The following is an 18,933-nucleotide window of genomic DNA, read 5'->3' on the forward strand; positions in this document are numbered from 1 at the left end:
ACCGACCAGAAAACCGGATCTGCCCCCGGGCAGCACTCAGCCCGGCGCGCATCCCACCGCGCCGGGCCGGAACCGTCTGAACAGTGCTACCGCGAGCGCTGGCTCAGCCGCTCCACGTTCGTCAGCACCACGGCGCGCGCCTCCAGGCGCAGCCAGCCGCGGCCGGCGAAGTCGGCCAGCGCCTTGTTCACGGTCTCGCGGGAGGCGCCGACCAGCTGCGCCAGCTCCTCCTGCGTCATGTCGTGGGCGACGTGGATGCCGTCCTCGGCCGGGGTGCCGAAGCGCGCCGACAGGTCCAGCAGGGCCTTGGCCACGCGGCCGGGCACGTCTGAGAACACCAGATCGGACATCGAGTCGTTGGTGCGCCGCAGCCGCCGGGCGATGGCGCGCAGCAGGGCGCGGGCCACGTCGGGGCGGCCGGCCAGCCACGGGGTCAGCTCGTCGGAGCTCAGGCCCAGCAGGGTCGAGTCCACCAGGGCGGTGGCGCCGGCCGAGCGCGGGCCCGGGTCGAACAGGGACAGCTCGCCGAACATCTCGCCGGGGCCGAGCACCGCGACCAGGTTCTCGCGCCCGTCGCCGCTGGTGCGGCCGAGCTTGATCTTCCCGCGCAGCACCACGTACAGCGAGTCCCCCGGGTCGCCCTCGTGGAACAGGAGGTCACCTCGGGCCAGCTCGATCTCGTTCATGGAGGCGCGCAGGGACGCGGCCGCGTCCTGATCGAGCGTGGCGAAGAGGGGCGTACGGCGTAGTACGTCGTCCACGGATTTCTCCTCTTAAAAGGCAGTGCTGTTCCGAGACCAGTGTGACGCAGGGAGCGCCTGCGCAGCACGCCGGGTCGGGCTATCGTGCGATGTCCATTAGACCGTATGAGTAGTCATCTCCACGAAAGTGTCCGCACCAGAGCATCCAGCGCCCTGGGGTAGGCGGCCTCGGTGGGGCTGCCGAAACCGACCACGATGCCCTGCGGACGTGCGGCGGAGCTCGCAAGAGTGTTCGCCGGCGGCGTGTGCCACAGGTCCCCGAGGCCTTCCAGGTCGAGATCAAACTCAGCTGCGCGCTTGAGCACTTCGGCCTCGGTCATCCCGGCGGGCTCCAGCCGGACCAGCGCGTGCAGCCCGGCGGCGATGCCTCCGAGCGCGAAGCCGGCGGCCGGCCGCCCGGCCCGGGTGTGCAGCCGTTCGGCCAGCAGGTCGCGGCGCCGGCGGTAGCGCAGCCGCGCGGCGCGGATGTGCCGGTCGTAGTCGTGGGAGGCGATGAACTCCGCGAGCGTGAGCTGGCCCAGGGACTCCGACTGGTGGTCGGCGTGCCGTTTGGCCTCGGTCAGCGGCCCCACCAGGTGCTCGGGCAGGACCAGCCAGGCCAGCCGGACCGCCGGCCCCAGCGTCTTCGAGGCCGTGCCGAGGTAGACGGTGCGCTCCGGGGCCATCCCCTGCACCGCGCCGACCGGCTGCCGGTCGTAGCGGAACTCGCCGTCGTAGTCGTCCTCGACGATCACGCGCCGGCCGGCACGGGCCCACTCCACCAGCGCCTGACGGCGGGCCGGGTGCAGGGTCGAGCCGATCGGATACTGGTGGCTCGGGGTGACCACCGCGGTGCCGGCGCCGTCGAAGTCCGGCCCGCGGAGCAGGTCGACGCGGGCGCCGTCGTCGTCCACCGGGAGCGGCGCCACCTGCGCGCCGTGCGACCGCACCACCTCGTGGAACAGCGGTATGTAGGGGTCCTCCATCGCGAAGGTGCCGCCGAGCACCTGCGCCAGCAGCGCCAGCCCCTGCACCGCGCCGGACACGATGATGATCCGTTCCGCGTCGGTCCGGACGCCGCGCGCCCGTCCCAAATACTCGGCCAATGCCCGCCGCAGTTCGATCCGGCCGCGCGGATCCCCGTAGCCGAAGGCTTCGTTGGGCGCGGCATTAACCGCGCGGCGGGCAGCACGGAGCCAGGCGGCCCGTGGGAAGTGGGACAGGTCTGGTGTGCCCGGCCGGAGGTTGTGGGCCAAACGCTGCGGGGACCCGGTCGGCTCGCCGAGGGCTGACACCCCGGCCGTGGCCGTGGCGTTGGCCGGCGACCGGTTCCCCGCCCCCTGCGTTCCCAGCTCGGCGACCCGCGTCCCGGAGCCACGCGTCGCGACCAGATGCCCCTCGGCGACCAGCTGGTCGTACGCCGCGGACACCGTCCCGCGCGCCAGCCCGAGTTCCGCCGCCAGGGTCCGGGTCGAGGGCAGCCGGGTCCCGGCGCCCAGCCGGCCGTCCCGGATCGCCTCGCGCAGGGCCTGCTCCAGCCCGACCCGGCGCCCGGAGGCCGGATCGACCGCCAGGTGCAGATCGACATCCAAAGTGGACCAATATTCAGCCATCGGATTGGATCCTAACAGCGGTCCACAATCCGCGTACCGTCATAGTCATGACAACGAACACAGCGGTTGAACAGCAAATACAGGCCAAGAACACCACATACGTGAAGCCCGCCGTCCGCCTCGCCGTCGACGACCTCGCGCCGGGGATCGCCAAGGCGATGAACGGCCTGGAGCGCGCCGCGGGCCAGTCCAGCCTGGAGAAGCCGCTGCGCGAGATGGTGAAGCTGCGCGCCTCGCAGATCAACGGCTGCGTCTACTGCGTCGACATGCACTCGCGCGACGCCGTCGCCGGCGGCGACACCTGGCGCCGTCTGAACCTGGTCGCGGTCTGGCGCGAGGCCCCGTACTTCACCGCCCGCGAGCGTGCCGCCCTGGCGCTGACCGAGGCCGTGACCCGGCTGGCCGACCGCGAGGTGTCCGACGCGGTGTGGGAGGAGGCCGCGGCCCAGTTCTCCGAGACAGAGCTGGCCGAGCTGGTCTGGCACATCGGGATCATCAATCTGTGGAACCGGCTCGGCGCGACCGCCCGGCCGTGGGAGCTGTCCGGCGGTGCCGAGGACTGAACCGCCTTCGGCCGCACGGCCGTTTCGGCGGGGGACGCCGCCGGGACGGCAGGGCCGGACACCGACAGCCGATGGGAACGTACCCGCTGCGAAGGGGTCATCGCGGGTGCGGGCTCATCGGCTGTTCGCCGTCACCAGCCCCGACTCGTAGGCCAGGACCACCGCCTGCGCCCGGTCCCGCAGGCCGGTCTTGGTCAGGATCCGCGAGACGTGCGTCTTCACCGTCTGCTCGGCCAGGACCAGCTCGGCGGCGATCTCCTGGTTCGACAGGCCGCGGGCGACCAGCCGCAGGACATCGAGCTCGCGCGGCGTCAGCGCCGTGACGGCGGCCGGCTCCGGCCGTTCGGCCGGCCGCCGGGCCGCGAAGTCCGCGATCAGCCGGCGCGTCACCGACGGCGCCAGCAGCGCGTCCCCGGCGGCCACCACCCGGACCGCGTGGACCAGTTCGGCGGCCGGGGCGTCCTTGAGCAGGAAGCCGCTGGCCCCGGCGCGCAGCGCGGCGTAGACGTAGTCGTCGAGGTCGAACGTGGTCAGCATCAGGACCCGGGGCCGCTCCGGGGCGCCGGCCAGGATGTGCTGGACCGCCTCCAGGCCGTCCATCACCGGCATCCGCACGTCCATCAGCACCACGTCCGGCTCGTGCGCGGCGACCTCGGCGACCGCCTGCACCCCGTTCGCGGCGTCCCCGACCACCTCGATGTCCGGCTGGGCCGCCAGCAGCGCGCCGAATCCGGCCCGCACCATCGCCTGGTCGTCCGCGATCAGGACCCGGATGCTCATGCTTCGGTCTCCAGGGGCAGGACGGCCGTCACGGCGAAGCCGTCGTTCGCGGTCGGGCCCGCGTCCAACTCGCCGTGGACCAGCGTGACCCGCTCGCGCATCCCGGCGATGCCGTGGCCGGCGGCCGCGCCGAGCTCGGGATCGAGCTCCGGACCGAGCATCGGCGGCTCCGGCGAGGGTTCGTTGCGCACCTCGATCCGCACCTCCTCATCGGTGCGGGTGACCCGGACCGAGACGTCGGCGCCCCGGGCGTGCCGCCGGGCGTTCGACAGCGACTCCTGCACCACCCGGTACGCCGTGAGCCCGACCAGCGGCGGCACGTCGTCCAGGTCCCCCGAGGCGTCCCACTCGGCTCCGGCCTCCCGGACCAGGGCCGGCACGTCGGCCAGCCGGGGCTGCGGCGCGGTCGGCGCCTGCTCGGAGTCCGCGCGCAGCAGCCCGAGCAGCGTGCGCATGTCGTTCAGCGCCTCGCGGGTCACGGAGCTGATCGCCCGGAACTCCGCCTCGGTCTCAGGGCTCTGCCCGGTGATCCGGAAGGGCGCGGTCTCAGCCTGCACGGCGATCAGCGACATGTGGTGCGCCACCACGTCGTGCAGCTCGCGGCCTATCCGTGCGCGCTCCTCAAGCAGCGTGCGCCGGGTGCGTTCGGTCTCGGTGCGCTCCTCCTGAACTGCCAGCGCCTGCCGGGCGTCGCGCCGGTCGTGTAGCAGCTCCACGCAGCCGATCGCGAGAGCCGATCCGCCGATCACCGAGCCGATGCTCAGCGCGAAGCTGTAGCCGGGGCGGACGGACTGCAGGAAGAGCGTCAGCAGGAAGTAGGCCGTGGCCATCTCGATGCTGCGCTGCCGGCCGACCTCCAGGCCGGCGACCACCAGCGCGGCCAGTACGCACAGCTGGCTCGACGGCGACCACGGCCACACCGACCAGGGCAGCGGCGTCCCGACGACCGAGGCAAGAGCGGCACCGGCGAACGCGGACCCGGCGAGCGTCGCGGCGAAGGCGACGATCGGATGCCGGCGGCACCACAGGATCGGCAGGGCGCGCACAATGGCGAAGAGCCACACGTAGGAGTCCTCGGCGCCGGCCCGCCACGCACCGTGCTCCGCGTCGAAGCGCTCGTGCAGATCGGCGTACCCGAACAGGACCAGCCCGGCCACGAGGATCCCGACCGTCAGCAGCTCGGTCCGGCTGAATCCGAGCCCGTCGACGCTCTGTCTCCGTATTCGCTGCGGTCGCTGTGGTGCCCCCGGCACAGAAGTCATGCCGATGACGGTAGCCGCGCCGCCGCCGTCGCACGTCACACCGGAGAGCCACATTCCATGCAGTGCCAGGCTCCAGGCAGTACCGGGGTAGGGGGTCAGTCCTGCGTCGCGGCGTCCATCTGCGCGACATCCGCCTTCGCCACGTCCATCTTCGTCACCGCCAGCACCGCCACCAGCACCACGATGACGGCCAGCAGCACCAGGCTCACCGGCCCGGTCCCCCACGCCAGGCCGCCGCGCTTCACCGAGACGCCCATCCAGTCGGCGAACGACGCGCCGAACGGCCGGGTCACGACGTAGGCGAACCAGAACGCGAAGATCCCGTTCAGCCCGAACTTGTACGCCACCGCCGGCACCGCGAACAGGACCGCGAACATCACGCCGGAGGAGAAGTACCCCAGCTTCAGCGTCGTGGCGGTCAGGTCGCCGACCGCGGTGCCGAGCGCGAACGTGGTCACGACGGTCAGCCAGTAGAACAGCTCGCGGCGCGGCGTGGTGATGCTGTGGATCGACAGCGTGCCCTCGACCCGGTACCAGAGTACGAAGATCGCGGCGAGCGCGACCGCGAAGAAGGCGGTGGACACCGTGTACGGGATCCCGAAGCCGACGTGCAGCACGTCGGCGCACATGGTGCCGAACACGCTCACCATGACGACCGCGGCCCAGTACAGCCAGGCCGAGTACCGCGGGGCCCGGAACTGCACCCAGATCACGCCGGCCAGTACCAGCCCGGACAGCGAGACCATGATCTTCGGGTCCCACTTCTGGTTCAGGAAGTCCGAGGTGGTCTCGCCCATCCCGGTGGTGAGGACCTTGGTGATCCAGAAGATCAGCGTGACCTCGGGGACCTTGCTCAGCGTGGTGGCCGAGGCCAGGCCGCGGCGGGTGGAGCCGGCCGCGCTCCGCCCGGTCAGTTCGGTCGTCATAGCGGCAGATCATCCCAGAAGCGGGGCCTGCCGAACGAGCTTGTCCGCAATCTGTTACAAGATGTAGCAGAAATTCGTCCCCGACTGCCGGCTCAAGCCTTCGCCCGGGGGATCCAGCGGGCCCCGAGTTCTTCGTCGGTCGGCGGCGGACCTGGCATCTCGGTGGTCGGGCCTTGCGTGCGCAGGGCATCGAAGTGCATGGCCAGATAGCGGTGCCGCAGCTCCCTGGTCCGCGCGGGGTTCGACCCGGTGATCGCGGTCAGCTGCTCCAGCAGCATGGCGATGTCGTTCAGTGCGAAGTCGGGGCGGACCACGCCGGCCTCGTGGGCCTGCTTCAGGATCTCGTCGGCCAGACCCACGGCGCGCACCGACTGGCCGTGCATCTCCGGGGTCGGGGTGAACGTCCCGGCCAGGTTCACGGTCAGCGCGTGCACGTCGGCGTCGATCACGGCGCGCACGAAGTCGGTGAACGTCTCCCAGGGCCCGGCCGTCGACGCCAGTGCCGCTTCGGCGCACTCGATGTAGGTCGCGAGGCCGTCCGCGCACAGCGTCTGGAGCAGCACTTCCTTGCTCTCATAGCGCCGGTACAAGGCGCTGATCCCGACGCCGGCCGCCTTGGCGACCGCGGAGATCGGCGCGGACGGATCGGCGACGAAGACCTCGCGCGCGGCGCGCAGGATCGCCTCGTCGTTGCGGTTGGCCTGGGCCTTTCGGCCGGACAGCGGTCCGGTCCGGGGAGCGGGCTGGGTCGTCATGGTCCCAGGCTAGCACTTGAACGGAATGCTTTGTTCCGCTAGTCTCGACCCTAGAACGGAACAAGAGATTCCGTTCCGGATTCGAGGAGCAGCCATGACCGCCCAGCAGATACAGACCGTCCAGCAGATACAGCCCGCGCAGCAGAGCACCGCCGTCCGTCCGTACCGCGTCGAGATCCCCCAGGCCGACCTCGACGAGCTGCGCGAACGCCTGGACCGGACCCGCTGGACCTCCGTGCCCGACGGCGCCGACGGCGAGTACGGCACCGCCCTCACCCGCGTGCGCCGCCTGGCCGAGTACTGGCGGAACGGCTTCGACTGGCGGGCCTTCGAGGCCCGGCTGAACACCCACCCGCAGTTCCTGACCGAGATCGACGGCCAGGACATCCACTTCCTGCACATCAAGGCCGGCGACCCGAACGGCACGGCGCTCCTGCTCACCCACGGCTGGCCCGGTTCGCAGGCCGAGTACCTGGACGTGATCGACCCGCTGACCGCGGCCGGCTACGACCTGGTGATCCCCTCTATCCCGGGATACGGCTTCGCCGGCCCGACCACCGAGAGGGGCTGGAACCTGCACCGCACGGCGCGTGCGTGGGTCGAGCTGATGGCCCGGCTGGGCTACGAGCGCTACGGCGCGGTCGGCAACGACGGTGGTTCGATGATCTCGCCCGAGGTCGGCCGGCTGGACCCCGAGCACTGCGTCGGGGTGCACGTCACGCAGCTGTTCTCGTTCCCGTCCGGCGACCCGGCCGAGCTGGCCGGCATGACCGATGAAGAGAAGAAGGCGGTGGAGACGCTGCAGTGGTTCTGGGAGAACATGGGCTCCTTCAACCAGGTGCAGTCCCAGCAGCCGCAGACCCTGGCGCACGCGCTGTCCGACTCGCCGGCCGGCCTGCTCGGCTGGAACGTCCAGCTGCTGCCGGAGAACCTCGACGACGACTTCGTCCTGGCGAACGTGGCCACCTACTGGCTGACCGGCACCACAGGCTCGGCCCTGCGCTTCTACCGCGAGATGGCCCTGGACGCCGAGCAGCCCGACGGCCCCACGACGGTCCCCACCGCGCTGGCCGGCTCGGCGAACGACTTCTTCGGCATCCGCCGTTTCGCCGAGCGCGACCACGCGAACATCGTGCGGTGGAACGTGTACGAGACCCCCGGCCACTACACCGCGCACCAGGCCCCCGAGGTGCTAGTGCGCGACGTCGTGGAGTTCTTCGGCGCTCTGGGCTGAGTCCGCGGCGGACATCGAGACCGACCGCGTCTCGCGCGCGAAGTACAGGGCGACGATGGTCACCACGGCCGCCAGCCCCATGTACAGCACGAGCCACGCGGAGGTCTTGCCGCCGTTGTGCTGCAGGATCGCCACTGCGATCAGCGGCGCCGGCGCCCCGGCCGCGACCGAGGCCACCTGGTAGCCGATCGAGGCGCCCGAGTAGCGGACCCCGATCGGGAACATCTCGGCGAAGAAGGCGGCCTGCGGGCCGTACATCAGGCCGTGGAAGACCAGGGCGACGGTGATCGCGAGCACGGCGAGCGGGTACGACCTCTGATCGACCAGCGTGAAGAAGATCGGCGTCCAGATCCCGATCCCGACCGCCCCGGCCAGGTACACCGGCCGCCGCCCGACCCGGTCGGACAGCATGCCGAACACCGGGATGAGCACGGTCTCGACCGCCGCGCCGATCATCACCGCGTCCAGGCCGAAGGACTTCGACAGCTTCAGGTGCTCGGTGATCCAGGTGACCGAGAAGGTGGCGACCAGATAGAAGGAGATGTTCTCGGCCATGCGCGTCCCGAAGGCGATGAGGATCTCGCGCCAGGAGGTGCGGAACACCTCCAGGACCGGCAGCTTGGGCGGCGCGCTCGCCTTCCTGGCCTGCGCGGCCCGGAAGGCCTCGGTCTCGTTGAGCGACTTGCGGACCCAGACGCCGACCAGCAGCAGGATCGCCGACAGGCCGAAGGCCAGCCGCCAGCCCCAGTCCAGGAACGACTTCTCGCTCATGTTCTGGGACAGCAGGATGAGCACGCCGGTCCCCAGCACCAGGCCCAGCGGCGCCCCGGCCTGCGGCCACGAGGCCCAGAAGCCGCGCCGGGACTGGTCCCGCTCGGCCACGATCAGCACCGAGCCGCCCCACTCGCCGCCGAGTGCGAAGCCCTGGACCATGCGCAGCGTGGTGAGCAGCACCGGGGCCCAGACGCCGATCGAGTTGTAGCTCGGGACGAACGCCATCCCGGTGGTGGCGATCCCCATGATGATCAGGCTGACCATCAGCGTCTTCTTGCGCCCGACCCGGTCGCCGATGTGGCCGAAGACCACGCCGCCGATCGGCCGGGCGGCGAAGCCCAGCGCGTAGGTGAGGAACGACAGCAGCGTCGCGGTGAGCGGATCGCTCTTGACGAAGAAGACCTTCGGGAAGACCACGGCGGCCGCGGTGCCGTAGAGGAAGAAGTCGTACCACTCCAGGGTGGTGCCGACCATGGACGCGCCGACGACTCTCCAGACGGAGTCGCCGGCGCGTTCGGGTATCGAGCTCGAGGTGGTGGGGGAATCCGTCATGCAGGGAACAATGGGGCACTACTCTCCGTTGTGATATGGCTCACATGACCACAGTCGCGCGCGGTGTGGTGTCGCTGGTCAACACCGGGCCCACGCCCTCGCCGTCGGTCGGCGCCGTCGGCGGCTTGACGTCCCGCAGCACCGCGAACGACACCACCGCCGCGGCGATGACGCCGACCGCGCCGGCGATGTAGGCGATGGACGCGGCGTGGGTGAAGGCGTGCTTAGCCGAGTCCAGCAGGGCGGTGTTCCCGGTGCTCTTGGCGATGCCGTAGGCCTCGCCGAGCGAGTGGCGCGCGGTGCCGGTGACCTGCGCCGGCATCGCCGCGGTGAAGCGGCTGGCCACCACGGTGCCCATGATCGCCACGCCCAGGGCCGCGCCGGTCTGCTGCACCGTGTCGTTCAGCGCCGAGCTGACGCCGGCGTGCTCCGGCGGGACCGAGCCCATGATCGCGGTGATCGCGGCCGGCATGGCCAGGCCGGAGCCGGCGCCGAGCAGGAACAGGCCGACGAACAGCTTGGTCAGGCCGTCGTCCACACCCAGGTCGGCCAGAAGCCCGAAGGCCGCCGCGCAGATCAGCAGGCCGACGACCATCAGGGGACGGTTGCCGAACTTCATCCCCAGGCCGGCGCCCAGGGTGTTGAAGATCAGCGCCGCGACGGCCAGCGGGATGAAGCACAGCGAGGCCTTCAGCGCCGAGAAGCCGAGCACGAACTGCAGGTACTGCGTCATCACCAGCAGCAGGCCGCCGTTGCCGATCTGCACCAGGGTCAGCGAGAACGAGCCGCCGGAGAAGTTCCGCCGCTTGAACAGGTGCAGCGGCACCATCGGCTCGGCGATCCGGGTCTCCCAGATCCCGAAGGAGACCAGCGCGACCAGGGCGAGCGCGGAGGCGGCCAGGGTGCCGGGCCGGGTGAAACCCTTCGGGAACTCGATGATGACCCACACCAGCGAGGTCAGGCCGACGATCGACAGGACGGTGCCCAGCGGGTCGGGCTTGCGCCACGGGCCCTTGCTCTCCGGCATCAGCAGCACGGCGGAGATGATCGCCAGCACCGCGATCGGGATGTTCAGCAGGAACACCGAGCCCCACCAGAAGTGGCTGATCATCACGCCGCCCAGCACCGGGCCGCCGACCAGGCCGACCATCGCCACCACGGTCCAGGCGGCCATCGCCTTGCGCCGCTCGGCCTCGTCGGTGAACACGGTGATCAGGATCGACAGCGTGCTCGGCATCAGCAGCGCGCCGCCGACGCCCATCGCGACCCGGGCCGCGATCAGCTCGCCGGGGTTGCTGGCCAGGGTCGCCACCGCCGAGGCGATGCCGAACACCGTGAGCCCGATGATCAGGACCCGGCGCCGTCCGAACCGGTCGGACAGGCTTCCGGTGGTCAGCAGCAGGCCGGCGAACACCAGGATGTAGGAGTCGAGCACCCACTGGATGTTCTGCGCGCTGGCGTGCAGCGACTCGGTCAGCGCCGGCACCGCGACCGTCAGGACCATGTTGTCCACCACGAGGACCAGCGTGGCCAGGCACAGCACGATCAGGATGAGCCAGCGCCGCCGGCCGCCCATTGTCGTCTCGGACATTTCCCCTCCTCCTGGGACGCGGTCCCGTCGCCGGGCGCGTACACCGTTCGCATCTGCGCACAGTGTGCGCGTCGATGGGAACACCGTACGCTGATGCGCACAGCGTGCGCAACAGCGAACAGCGTGCGCACTTCTGAGCTATCGTGGAGGGCGTGGACAACGACACCGACGCCTCCGAGACCGGCACCGACGCCGACGACTCCGACGTCACCGCCCCGGCCCCGGCGCTGAACTCGGTCTGGACCCGGCCCCAGCGCCGGCCGAAGGAGCAGCTCACCCGGGAGCGCATCGTCGCCGAGGCGGTCGCGCTGTTGGACGAGGAGGGCATCGAGGCGCTGAGCATGCGCACCCTGGGCCAGCGGCTCGGCGCCGGCGCGACCTCGCTCTACCGGCACGTGGCGAGCAAGGACGAGCTGATCGAGCTGGTGACCGACGAGGTCTACGGCGAGCTGGACGTCCCGGAGATCACCGATCCCGCGAGCTGGCGGCTGGCCCTGCACGTCGTCGCGCACAGCCTGCGCGAGGTCGGGCTGCGGCACATGTGGCTGATGAACGTGCTGGGTCAGGTGGGGTTGAACTACCTGGGCCCCAACGTCGTCGCCGTGACCCAGCGGAGCCTGGCCGTCCTGACCACCGCGGGCTTCGACGTCCACGAGGCCGCCCGGGCGATGAGCACGGTGTCCTCCTACGTCATCGGCATCACGTCCGCCGAGGCCGGATGGCTGTCGGCCCTGCGCCGGCAGGGCATGACCGAGCAGGAGTGGTACCGGTCCGTGGGCCCGCAGATGGCGGCGGCCGCCGGCGACGCCGGGTTGGCGGAGGTCTACCTGGACGAGCTCAAGAAGGACCCGGACGAATCGCGCATGACGAACTTCGCCTACGGGCTCGACCTCATCCTGGACAGTCTGCAGGTCCGGCTCACCGCCAAGCTTGTGGCTGACGAGAAGGCACAGGCCGCCGGGTCTCAGTAGGCTCCTCTGCTATGTCGGACGAGCCGTTGCAGTTGCCCCATAACCGCAACAACGCGGTCACCCGCGGCGTGTGGCGCGGCCGGGACGGTCTGATCCACAAGGTCCTGACCCATCGCCGCACCGACGCCCCGGCGCGGTGGGCCTCGTCCGCCGAACCCCGCTTCTGGAACTACTGGCGGCGTGAGGCGGACGTCTACGTCAGCGGCCTGCCGGAGCGGCTGGGTCTGGGCGCACCGAAGCTCGCCGAGCTGCGCGAGCTGCCCGACGGCGATCTGGAGCTGGTCCTCGAGGACGTGCCCGGGACGCACGGCGGCGACCTTACGCTGGAGGACATCGCGGCGGTCGCCTTCGCGGCGGGCCGGGCGCAGGGCGCGGAGCCGCAGCCTTCCGAGCCCTGGCTCAGCCGCGGTTTCCTGGCGGACTACAGCACCACCCGGCCCGCGGACTTCTCCCTGCTGGAGGACGAGCGCGCCTGGGCACTCCCGCTGATCGCCCGGCACTTCCCACCGGACCTGCGCGAAGCCCTGGTCCGCCTGCACCGCAACCGCGAACGCCTGCTGACGGTGATGGCGCGCCTGCCGCGCACGGTCTGCCACCTGGATGTCTGGCCGAACAACGTGATCCGGCGCCCGGACGGCACCGTGGTGCTGCTCGACTGGGCGTTCACCGGCGACGGCGCGGTCGGCGAGGACGCCGGGAACCTGGTGCCGGACAGCTTCTTCGACTGGCCGCTGCGGCCGGGCTTCGCCGAGCACCTGCCGGACCTGGCCACCGAGGCCTACCTCGAAGGCCTGCGAGCGGCCGGCTGGTCCGGCGACCCGCGGACGGCGGTCCTCGGCATCCGGGCCTCGGCGGTCAAGTACGACTGGCTGATGCCCTGGTGCCTGCGAGCGGCGCTCGACGACTCGCACCGCGCCTACGGCAGCGGCGAGGCCGTCGATCCCGATGTGCGCTACGAGGCGCGCGCGGCCGGTCTGGCGATCTGCGCGCGCTGGGCCGACGAGGCGGTCGAGCTGGCGGATGCGCTGGGGCTGTAAGGCTTTCTGTGCCTCCTCCTATGCCCCCTCCTATGCCTCCTTCAACGCCTCCGGCGCCACGATCCCGAACTCCTCGGCCAGCACCGTGCGGACCTCGGCGTCGTCGGCGAGCTCGCGCTTGACCGAGGTCCCGTCGGCGTGGGACACGGTGAAGGTGCGGGCGTCCAGCTTCAGCAAGCGGTCCGGCAGCGTCCGGCAGGCGTAGACGCGCGAGCCGAACGGCGATCGCGGGTTCCCGGCCATGAAGAAGTTGATGACCGCGAAGTCGGGTCCGTAGAACGGCTCGACCGTGAACGAGTACTGATCCCGCCACTCGCCGTCCAGGAACGCGCGCAGGACCCACTGCTCCAGCGGGCTGTCGGCGGGGGTGACGGCCAGGCGGTGGCGGCGCGGGTCGTCGCCGACCTCGCCCTCGGCCAGCGGCATCGGGTCCAGCAGCGCGCCCTCGCTGCCGAAGCCGACGTCGGTCAGGTACCGCCGCGGGTCGCCCGGGGCTTCGGCGAGCAGCAGCATGTGCGTGCGGGGGCGCAGGTCGCCGGGCTTGGCGCCGACCAACACGCGGCCGGTCAGCAGCGTGACCCGGTAGCCGAGTGCGCGCAGGGCCGCGGCGTAGAGGGTGTTGTGCTCGTAGCAGTAGCCGCCGCGCGTGGTGTCGTGGACCAGCTTCGCCATGAGCGCGCCCAGGTCCAGGGCGGGGATGACCCCGCGGACCGGGTCCAGGTTCTCGAAGGGGATGCCCTGGATGTGCGCGCGCTGGAGTGCGGCGAGCGTCGCGGCTGTCGGGGTGCGGTCGCCGGTGTAGCCGATGCGGCCCAGGTACGCGTCGAGGTCGAAGTCCACGCCGCCCAAGCTACTCGGAGCGGTCCCACTGGGAGGCCGCAAACAGTGGAACGAATCATTCCGTTCTGATAGTGTGGAGACACGACCTCGGCAGAACGCCGGGGGTCCGGACGAAGGGATCAGCCATGATCAGCACCGGTTACGCCGCCCTGGACGCCTCGCACGTCGCGCTGCGCACCGTGATCGCCGCGCTCGCCGACGCCGACCTGGACCGTCCGACCCCCTGCTCGCAGTGGTCCCTCGCCCAGGTGCTGCGGCACGCGGCCGGCGACCAGATCGGGTTCGCGGCCTTCCTCGACGGCGGTGCCGGCCCGGACGAGAACCCCTTCACCCCGTCGGCGACGCCGCCGCAGGACCCGAAGGCGTTCCTGGAGCAGGCTTTGAACCGGTCGGCCGGCGCCTGGGCCGCCGTCGACCCGCAGACCGAGGAGGTCGCGGTCCCGGTGCCGCCGAACAAGCTGAGCGCCCGAGTCGGCGCCGGGGCGTGCGCCCTGGACGCGGCGGTCCACGCCTGGGACATCGCGATGGCCTCCGGGCAGCCTTCGCCGCTGACCCCGGACCTGTCCGCCGAGCTGCTGGTCGTCGCGCGCCAGATCGTCGAGCCGCTGCGCCAGTTCGGGGCGTACGCGCCGGAGCTGGCGCCCGAGCAGGGCGACGACGCCGAGGCGGAGCTGCTGCGCTACCTCGGCCGGGACCCGCGGTGGACGGCCGCCACGACCGGCGGGGCCGGTGCGGCCGTCGGGGGCGTCACGGCCGGGTGAGCCGGCCGCTCGGCAACCGGATCACACGACGCTGCGATAGTGCGTGGTGATCCGGTGCCGGTCGTCGATGACGTGGAAGGCCAGCGACGGCGGCTGGTCCAGGTGGACCGGCCGCTCGCCCTCCCACGGCAGCGGCACCGTGGAGACCACGCCCGGCGCGACCAGCAGCGGCAGCCCGGCGAAGCGGGTGGCGGCGGCGGTGTGCGCGTGCCCGGCCAGGTAGGCGACGACGTTCGGCCGCCCGGCGACCGCCTTCGCCAGCCGCTCCTCGCCGAACTGCCGGATCGGGTCCACGAACGGCGTGTGCAGGTCGACCGGCGGGTGGTGGAAGCCGATCAGGAAGGGGACGCCCTCCGGCGTCGCGTCCAGTTCGGCGGTCAGCCACTCCAGCGTCGTGTCGGCGAGGTAGCCGTCGTCCTGCCGCGGGATCGAGGAGTCGCAGAGGGCGACGACGAACCGGTCGGTGCGGTGGACCTGGTCGATGGGCCCGGTCGGGCCGGTCGGGCCGGCCGAGGGCGGCACGCCGAGCAGCGTGCGCCGGAACGCCTCGCGGTCGTCGTGGTTCCCGGGGCAGACCAGCAGCGGGTGGCGGGTGGCCGTGGCTTCGCGGACGGTCTCGTACTCGCTGTCCAGGCCGTGGTCGGCGACGTCCCCGGTGAGCACGACCAGGTCCAGGTCGGCCGGCAGGGCGTCGAGATGGTCGAAGACGCGGCGGGTGCGCTCGGCGGCGCGGGGTCCGGCGTCGATGTGGATGTCGCTGACGTGCGCGATGACGACTGGCATGCTCCGAGCGTAGGCAGGGACCGGTCCACGGCTAAGCTCCACTTCCATGGCGAAAGCTTGGACCGGTTCGCGCATCGACCTGCATCTCGACCTCACCGCCGCCGGGCCGGCGAAGCGCCGCGCCGCGCTGGAGGCGGCGCTGCGCGAGGCGATCCGCGACGGCAGCCTGCGCCCCGGCGTGCCGCTGCCGTCCAGTCGAGGCCTAGCCGAACAACTCGGGCTCTCGCGCGGCACGGTGACCTCCGCCTACGGCCAGCTCGTCGACGAGGGCTTCCTCACCTCGCGGCCCGGATCCGGCACCGCGGTCGCCGACGTCCGCGACCCGAAGCCGCCGGCCGCCTCGCCGCACCGGTTCGCGGCCGTGCGGCCGGAGCACGACCTGCGGCCGGGGAGCCCGGATCTGGCGGCGTTCCCGCTGCGCGGCTGGACCGCCGCGACCCGGCGGGTGCTCGCGGCGGCCCGGCCGGAGCTGTTCGGCGCCGGCGATCCGCAGGGCCGCTTCGAGCTGCGGGCCGCGCTGGCCGACTACCTCGGCCGGACCCGCGGCGTGCAGACCTCGGCCGACCGCGTCGTCATCACCAGCGGTTATCACCACAGCGTGCAGCTGGTCGCGCGGGTGCTGCGGTCGCAGGGGGCGAAGACGGTGGCGTGGGAGGACCCGGGGCACGCGGTCTTCCGAGGGCTGGTCGCCGACGCGGGTCTGTCCCTGCGGGTGCGGCCGCTGCCGGTGGACGAGGGCGGAGCGGTGGTGGAGGCCCTGACCGACGAGTCCGCCGTGTTCCTCACCCCGGCGCATCAGTATCCGACCGGTGTGCCGCTGGACCCGGCGCGGCGGCGGGCGGTCGTCGAATGGGCCCGGGCGCGCGGAGCGCTGGTCATCGAGGACGACTACGACGGCGAGTTCCGCTACGACCGGCGTCCGGTCGGTGCCATGCAGCCGGTGGCGACCTGCGAGGTCGTCTACTGCGGGTCGGTCTCCAAGACCCTCGGCCCCGGGCTGTGCCTGGGCTGGCTGGCGCTGCCGTCGCGGCTGGTCGAGGCGTTCGTGCGGGCGAAGCTGGAGACGGAGCCCTTCGGCGAGAGCGTCGGGCAGGCGGTGCTCGCCGACTTCGTGTCCTCCCATGCCTACGACCGGCACGTCCGCGCGGCCAGGCTTCGTTATGGCAGGCGCCGCGAGCGATTGCTGGCTGTGCTTGAGGAGTTCCCGGGGCTGACCGCGCACGGCGTCCCCGCCGGTCTGCACGTCCTGGTGACGCTGCCCGCCGGCGGACCGGGGGAGAGCGAGATCCGGGCCGCGGGCGAGGCGCGCGGCGTGGCGGTCCGCGGCCTGGCCGAGCTGTACCAGGATCCGGATGAGGCCCGGCAAGGACTGCTCATCGGGTATGCCGGGCCCGCGGAGCGCGCGTACCCGGCGGCGCTCGAAGCGCTCGCCGGGACTTTGCGCGCGGTGGGTCTCCAGACGGCTCCTAACCGACCGTGGTCCGAGTCTTCTTCACGCACCACCACGCGACCGCCAGCGCGATCACGAACAGCCCGAGGTTCATGCCGTTCTCGATGAGGTGGAAGGTGCCCATCCGGCTCGCCGGCTGGAACTTCACCAGGGTGCCGATGATGCCGTGCTGCTGGATGCAGGTCTTTGGATCGGCCGCGGTTCCGCACCAGCCGTCGACGACCATCCCGGGGTCATAGGTTTTGCCATGGACATCCACGAAGGGGACGCTGCCGTTGTTGATGCCCAGGTCGTTCGAGAACGAGACCGCCGGCGGCGGGTCGCCCTTCATCGTCAGCACGAGCGGCTTGATCACCGTCTTGGCGGCCATGAACCGCGGCCGCAGCTGGACCATTTCCACCATGCGGACGATCCAGAGCCCGCCGACCACCGCGATCGCGACGAGCACCCGCCGGGTCGCGGCGCCCGCCGCGATGCCGACCGCCAGCCAAGCCAGGCCCAAAGTCAGCGGCAGCCAGCCGCCGGCCTGGAACTGCGTGCCGTCGAACAGGCTCGCCGCGGTGTAGGCGTGGTATTCGTACGCCAGGTGGATCGACGACGCGGCCAGCGCCGTGCCCATCGCCCCGATGAGCACGATCATCACCGCGGTCTTGCCGGCCAGCCACCGGAGCCTGCTGACGTCCTGCGACCAGGCCAGCGGCAGCGTGCGCTGCTCGAACTCGCGGGCCAGCAGCGGCACCCCCCAGAACACCGCGACCAGGACCGGCAGGAACACGACCGTGTTCATCAGGTAGCCGGCGTGCGACGGCGTCGGCTCGGTCTTGGACCGCTGGCACTGGTAGGCCGGTACGGTCAGGCATTTGTGAGCCATCGAGCTCAGATCGGATGCGGTGATCAGCATCAACACGACCAGCACCGCGGTGATCACCGCGCTGACGACGATCGGCCAGCGGTGCTGGCGCCAGGTCAGCCAGATCAGGCCCCTCACAGCTCCTCCCCGAGGCTGCGATTCGGCTTCAGATAGGCGAGCACCAGGTCCTCCAAGGCGATCGGCTGGGCCTTCCACGGTTCGGCGACGGGAGTGTCCGCGCCGAGCAGCGTCCGGATCAGATACGTCGACTGCCGTTCGGTGTGCTGGGCCTGCACGACCTCGCCCTCGACCGGCGGGGCGTCGGCGCGCGGGCCGGTCAGCCGCGCGTGCTGGCCCAGCAGCTCCTCGATGTCGCCGTCGAGCTTGCTGTGCCCCTGGCTGAGCAGCAGCAGGTGGTCGCCGACGCCGGCCAGTTCGGCCACCACGTGGGTGGACAGCACGACCGTCATCTCGCTGTCGGCCACCTCGGCCAGCAGCTCGCCGGTGACGTCCCGGCGGGCGACCGGGTCCAGGTTGGCCAGCGGCTCGTCCAGCAGCAGGACCGAGGGCCGCGCGCCGAGCGCCACAGCCATCGCGACCTGCGTCTGCTGGCCGCCGGAGAGCTTGCCGCAGGGCCGGTCCAGCGGGATCTCGAAGCGGCCCAGCCAGTTCAGCGCCCGCTGCTGGTCCCAGGTGCGGTTCAGGTGCCGGCCGAAGGCGAGCATCTCGGCGACCTTGAACGAGCGGTAGAGCGGCTTCTCCTGGGACAGCAGCACCACGCGGCCGGCCACGCGGATCTCGCCCTCGGTGGCCGGCAGGATCCCGGCGGCCATCGACATCAGCGTGGACTTGCCGGCGCCGTTCGCGCCGACCAGGGCTATGACCTTGCCGGCCGGCAGCGAGACGCTGAAGTCCTTCAGGGCCCACAGGCTGCGGTAGCGCTTCCCGAGGCCGTGCGTCTGGATGGCGAAGCCGGTCATCGCCGCGGCCCGGATCCGGTTCCGCGCCCGGACTCCTGCTCCGAGCGTGCCGCGGCGGCCGCGCGCTGCTCAGCCGTCAGCTCCCCCGGCGGCTCCGCGAGCACCGAGGTCATCAGGGCCCGCAGGTCGTCGTCCTCCAGGCCGGCGCCGCGGGCGTCGCCCACCCAGCCGGTCAGCCGCTCGCGCAGCTCGCCCATCACCGCCGGGTCGGCGGTGCCGCCCAGGGTGCCCGAGACGTAGGTGCCGGCGCCCTGCCGCGCTTCGACCAGTCCCGAGAGCTCCAGCTCGCGGTAGGCCTTCAGGACGGTCGCGGCGTTGACGGCGCAGGAGGTGACGACCTCCCGCACCGTGGGCAGCTTGTCGCCGGGGTGCAGCAGTCCCAGCCGCAGGGCCTCGCGGACCTGTTGCACGAGCTGCGCGTAGGCCGGCACGCTGCCGGCCCGGTCGACATGAAAATCGATCACGAAAAGA

Annotated in this window: 19 protein-coding genes; 6 read left to right on the plus strand and 13 right to left on the minus strand. The window is 71.6% G+C overall.

Annotated features, from left to right (window positions below; all coding sequences use genetic code 11):
* Nucleotides 1–86: 86 nt before the first annotated feature.
* Nucleotides 87–761 carry a Crp/Fnr family transcriptional regulator gene (locus ABIA35_RS03075; RefSeq protein WP_370341015.1) on the minus strand — a complete coding sequence of 225 codons (675 nt, stop codon included), beginning with the start codon at nt 759–761 and terminating at the stop codon, nt 87–89.
* 113 nt (nt 762–874) lie between these two features.
* The gene (locus tag ABIA35_RS03080; protein ID WP_370356461.1) at nt 875–2,353 is read right to left on the minus strand and encodes a PLP-dependent aminotransferase family protein; all 1,479 of its coding nucleotides are present in this window, start codon (nt 2,351–2,353) and stop codon (nt 875–877) included.
* Nucleotides 2,354–2,511: 158 nt separating this feature from the next.
* Between ABIA35_RS03080 and ABIA35_RS03085 the strand changes: the two genes are divergently transcribed.
* Nucleotides 2,512–2,916 carry a carboxymuconolactone decarboxylase family protein gene (locus ABIA35_RS03085; protein WP_370341231.1) on the plus strand — a complete coding sequence of 135 codons (405 nt, stop codon included), beginning with the start codon at nt 2,512–2,514 and terminating at the stop codon, nt 2,914–2,916.
* A gap of 114 nt (nt 2,917–3,030) precedes the next feature.
* Here ABIA35_RS03085 and ABIA35_RS03090 read toward each other — a convergent pair whose 3' ends face one another.
* The 4 genes from ABIA35_RS03090 to ABIA35_RS03105 form a co-directional block, all read right to left on the minus strand.
* Nucleotides 3,031–3,696, minus strand: a complete 666-nt coding sequence (locus ABIA35_RS03090; protein ID WP_370356463.1) for a response regulator — start codon at nt 3,694–3,696, stop codon at nt 3,031–3,033.
* Complete coding sequence (locus tag ABIA35_RS03095) at nt 3,693–4,958, minus strand: sensor histidine kinase (RefSeq protein ID WP_370356465.1); 1,266 nt, start codon at nt 4,956–4,958, stop codon at nt 3,693–3,695. Before ABIA35_RS03095 ends, ABIA35_RS03090 begins: the two co-directional genes overlap by 4 nt.
* 95 nt (nt 4,959–5,053) lie before the next feature.
* Nucleotides 5,054–5,884 carry a hypothetical protein gene (locus tag ABIA35_RS03100; RefSeq protein ID WP_370356467.1) on the minus strand — a complete coding sequence of 277 codons (831 nt, stop codon included), beginning with the start codon at nt 5,882–5,884 and terminating at the stop codon, nt 5,054–5,056.
* A 92-nt stretch (nt 5,885–5,976) separates the two neighbouring features.
* Nucleotides 5,977–6,639: a TetR/AcrR family transcriptional regulator gene (locus tag ABIA35_RS03105; RefSeq protein ID WP_370341020.1), complete on the minus strand. Its 663-nt coding sequence runs from the start codon at nt 6,637–6,639 to the stop codon at nt 5,977–5,979.
* A 94-nt stretch (nt 6,640–6,733) separates the two neighbouring features.
* Here ABIA35_RS03105 and ABIA35_RS03110 point away from each other — a divergent pair, with 94 nt between their 5' ends.
* A complete protein-coding gene (locus ABIA35_RS03110; protein ID WP_370356469.1) occupies nt 6,734–7,873 on the plus strand; it encodes an epoxide hydrolase family protein in 1,140 nt (379 codons plus the stop codon).
* Here ABIA35_RS03110 and ABIA35_RS03115 read toward each other — a convergent pair.
* Both ABIA35_RS03115 and ABIA35_RS03120 read right to left on the minus strand, forming a co-directional pair.
* Nucleotides 7,832–9,199: an MFS transporter gene (locus ABIA35_RS03115; protein WP_370356471.1), complete on the minus strand. Its 1,368-nt coding sequence runs from the start codon at nt 9,197–9,199 to the stop codon at nt 7,832–7,834. The two genes, ABIA35_RS03110 and ABIA35_RS03115, sit on opposite strands and share 42 nt — an antisense overlap.
* 40 nt (nt 9,200–9,239) lie before the next feature.
* Complete coding sequence (locus ABIA35_RS03120) at nt 9,240–10,790, minus strand: MFS transporter (RefSeq protein WP_370356473.1); 1,551 nt, start codon at nt 10,788–10,790, stop codon at nt 9,240–9,242.
* Between the two features lie 152 nt (nt 10,791–10,942).
* Here ABIA35_RS03120 and ABIA35_RS03125 point away from each other — a divergent pair, with 152 nt between their 5' ends.
* A complete protein-coding gene (locus ABIA35_RS03125) occupies nt 10,943–11,761 on the plus strand; it encodes a TetR/AcrR family transcriptional regulator (protein WP_370356475.1) in 819 nt (272 codons plus the stop codon).
* 11 nt (nt 11,762–11,772) lie between these two features.
* Nucleotides 11,773–12,798, plus strand: a complete 1,026-nt coding sequence (locus tag ABIA35_RS03130) for a phosphotransferase family protein (protein ID WP_370356477.1) — start codon at nt 11,773–11,775, stop codon at nt 12,796–12,798.
* Nucleotides 12,799–12,828: 30 nt separating this feature from the next.
* Here the strand turns inward: ABIA35_RS03130 and ABIA35_RS03135 are convergent, their stop codons facing one another.
* Complete coding sequence (locus ABIA35_RS03135; protein WP_370356479.1) at nt 12,829–13,638, minus strand: arylamine N-acetyltransferase; 810 nt, start codon at nt 13,636–13,638, stop codon at nt 12,829–12,831.
* Nucleotides 13,639–13,763: 125 nt separating this feature from the next.
* Between ABIA35_RS03135 and ABIA35_RS03140 the strand changes: the two genes are divergently transcribed.
* Nucleotides 13,764–14,399, plus strand: a complete 636-nt coding sequence (locus ABIA35_RS03140) for a TIGR03086 family metal-binding protein (RefSeq protein ID WP_370356481.1) — start codon at nt 13,764–13,766, stop codon at nt 14,397–14,399.
* 21 nt (nt 14,400–14,420) lie between these two features.
* Here ABIA35_RS03140 and ABIA35_RS03145 read toward each other — a convergent pair whose 3' ends face one another.
* Entirely contained in the window at nt 14,421–15,182 is a 762-nt protein-coding gene (locus ABIA35_RS03145; RefSeq protein ID WP_370356483.1) for a metallophosphoesterase, read from the minus strand.
* 46 nt (nt 15,183–15,228) lie between these two features.
* On the opposite strand from ABIA35_RS03145, the gene ABIA35_RS03150 reads away from it, so the two are divergent.
* On the plus strand, nt 15,229–16,740 hold the full coding sequence (locus ABIA35_RS03150; protein ID WP_370356485.1) for a PLP-dependent aminotransferase family protein: 1,512 nt from the start codon (nt 15,229–15,231) through the stop codon (nt 16,738–16,740).
* Here ABIA35_RS03150 and ABIA35_RS03155 read toward each other — a convergent pair.
* Genes ABIA35_RS03155 through ABIA35_RS03165 form a run of 3 tightly spaced genes read right to left on the minus strand, consistent with a single transcriptional unit; the run spans nt 16,649 to nt 18,926 of the window.
* Entirely contained in the window at nt 16,649–17,620 is a 972-nt protein-coding gene (locus ABIA35_RS03155) for an ABC transporter permease (protein ID WP_370356487.1), read from the minus strand. The genes ABIA35_RS03150 and ABIA35_RS03155 overlap by 92 nt on opposite strands.
* A complete protein-coding gene (locus tag ABIA35_RS03160) occupies nt 17,617–18,462 on the minus strand; it encodes an ABC transporter ATP-binding protein (RefSeq protein ID WP_370356489.1) in 846 nt (281 codons plus the stop codon). Before ABIA35_RS03160 ends, ABIA35_RS03155 begins: the two co-directional genes overlap by 4 nt.
* Nucleotides 18,459–18,926, minus strand: coding sequence for a GntR family transcriptional regulator (locus ABIA35_RS03165; RefSeq protein WP_370341033.1), 468 nt, complete (start codon nt 18,924–18,926; stop codon nt 18,459–18,461). The genes ABIA35_RS03160 and ABIA35_RS03165 overlap by 4 nt, the downstream gene beginning before the upstream one ends.
* Nucleotides 18,927–18,933 lie beyond the last annotated feature (7 nt).

Origin of the sequence: Catenulispora sp. MAP12-49 (assembly GCF_041262705.1) — a bacterium.
Lineage (GTDB): Bacteria > Actinomycetota > Actinomycetes > Streptomycetales > Catenulisporaceae > Catenulispora.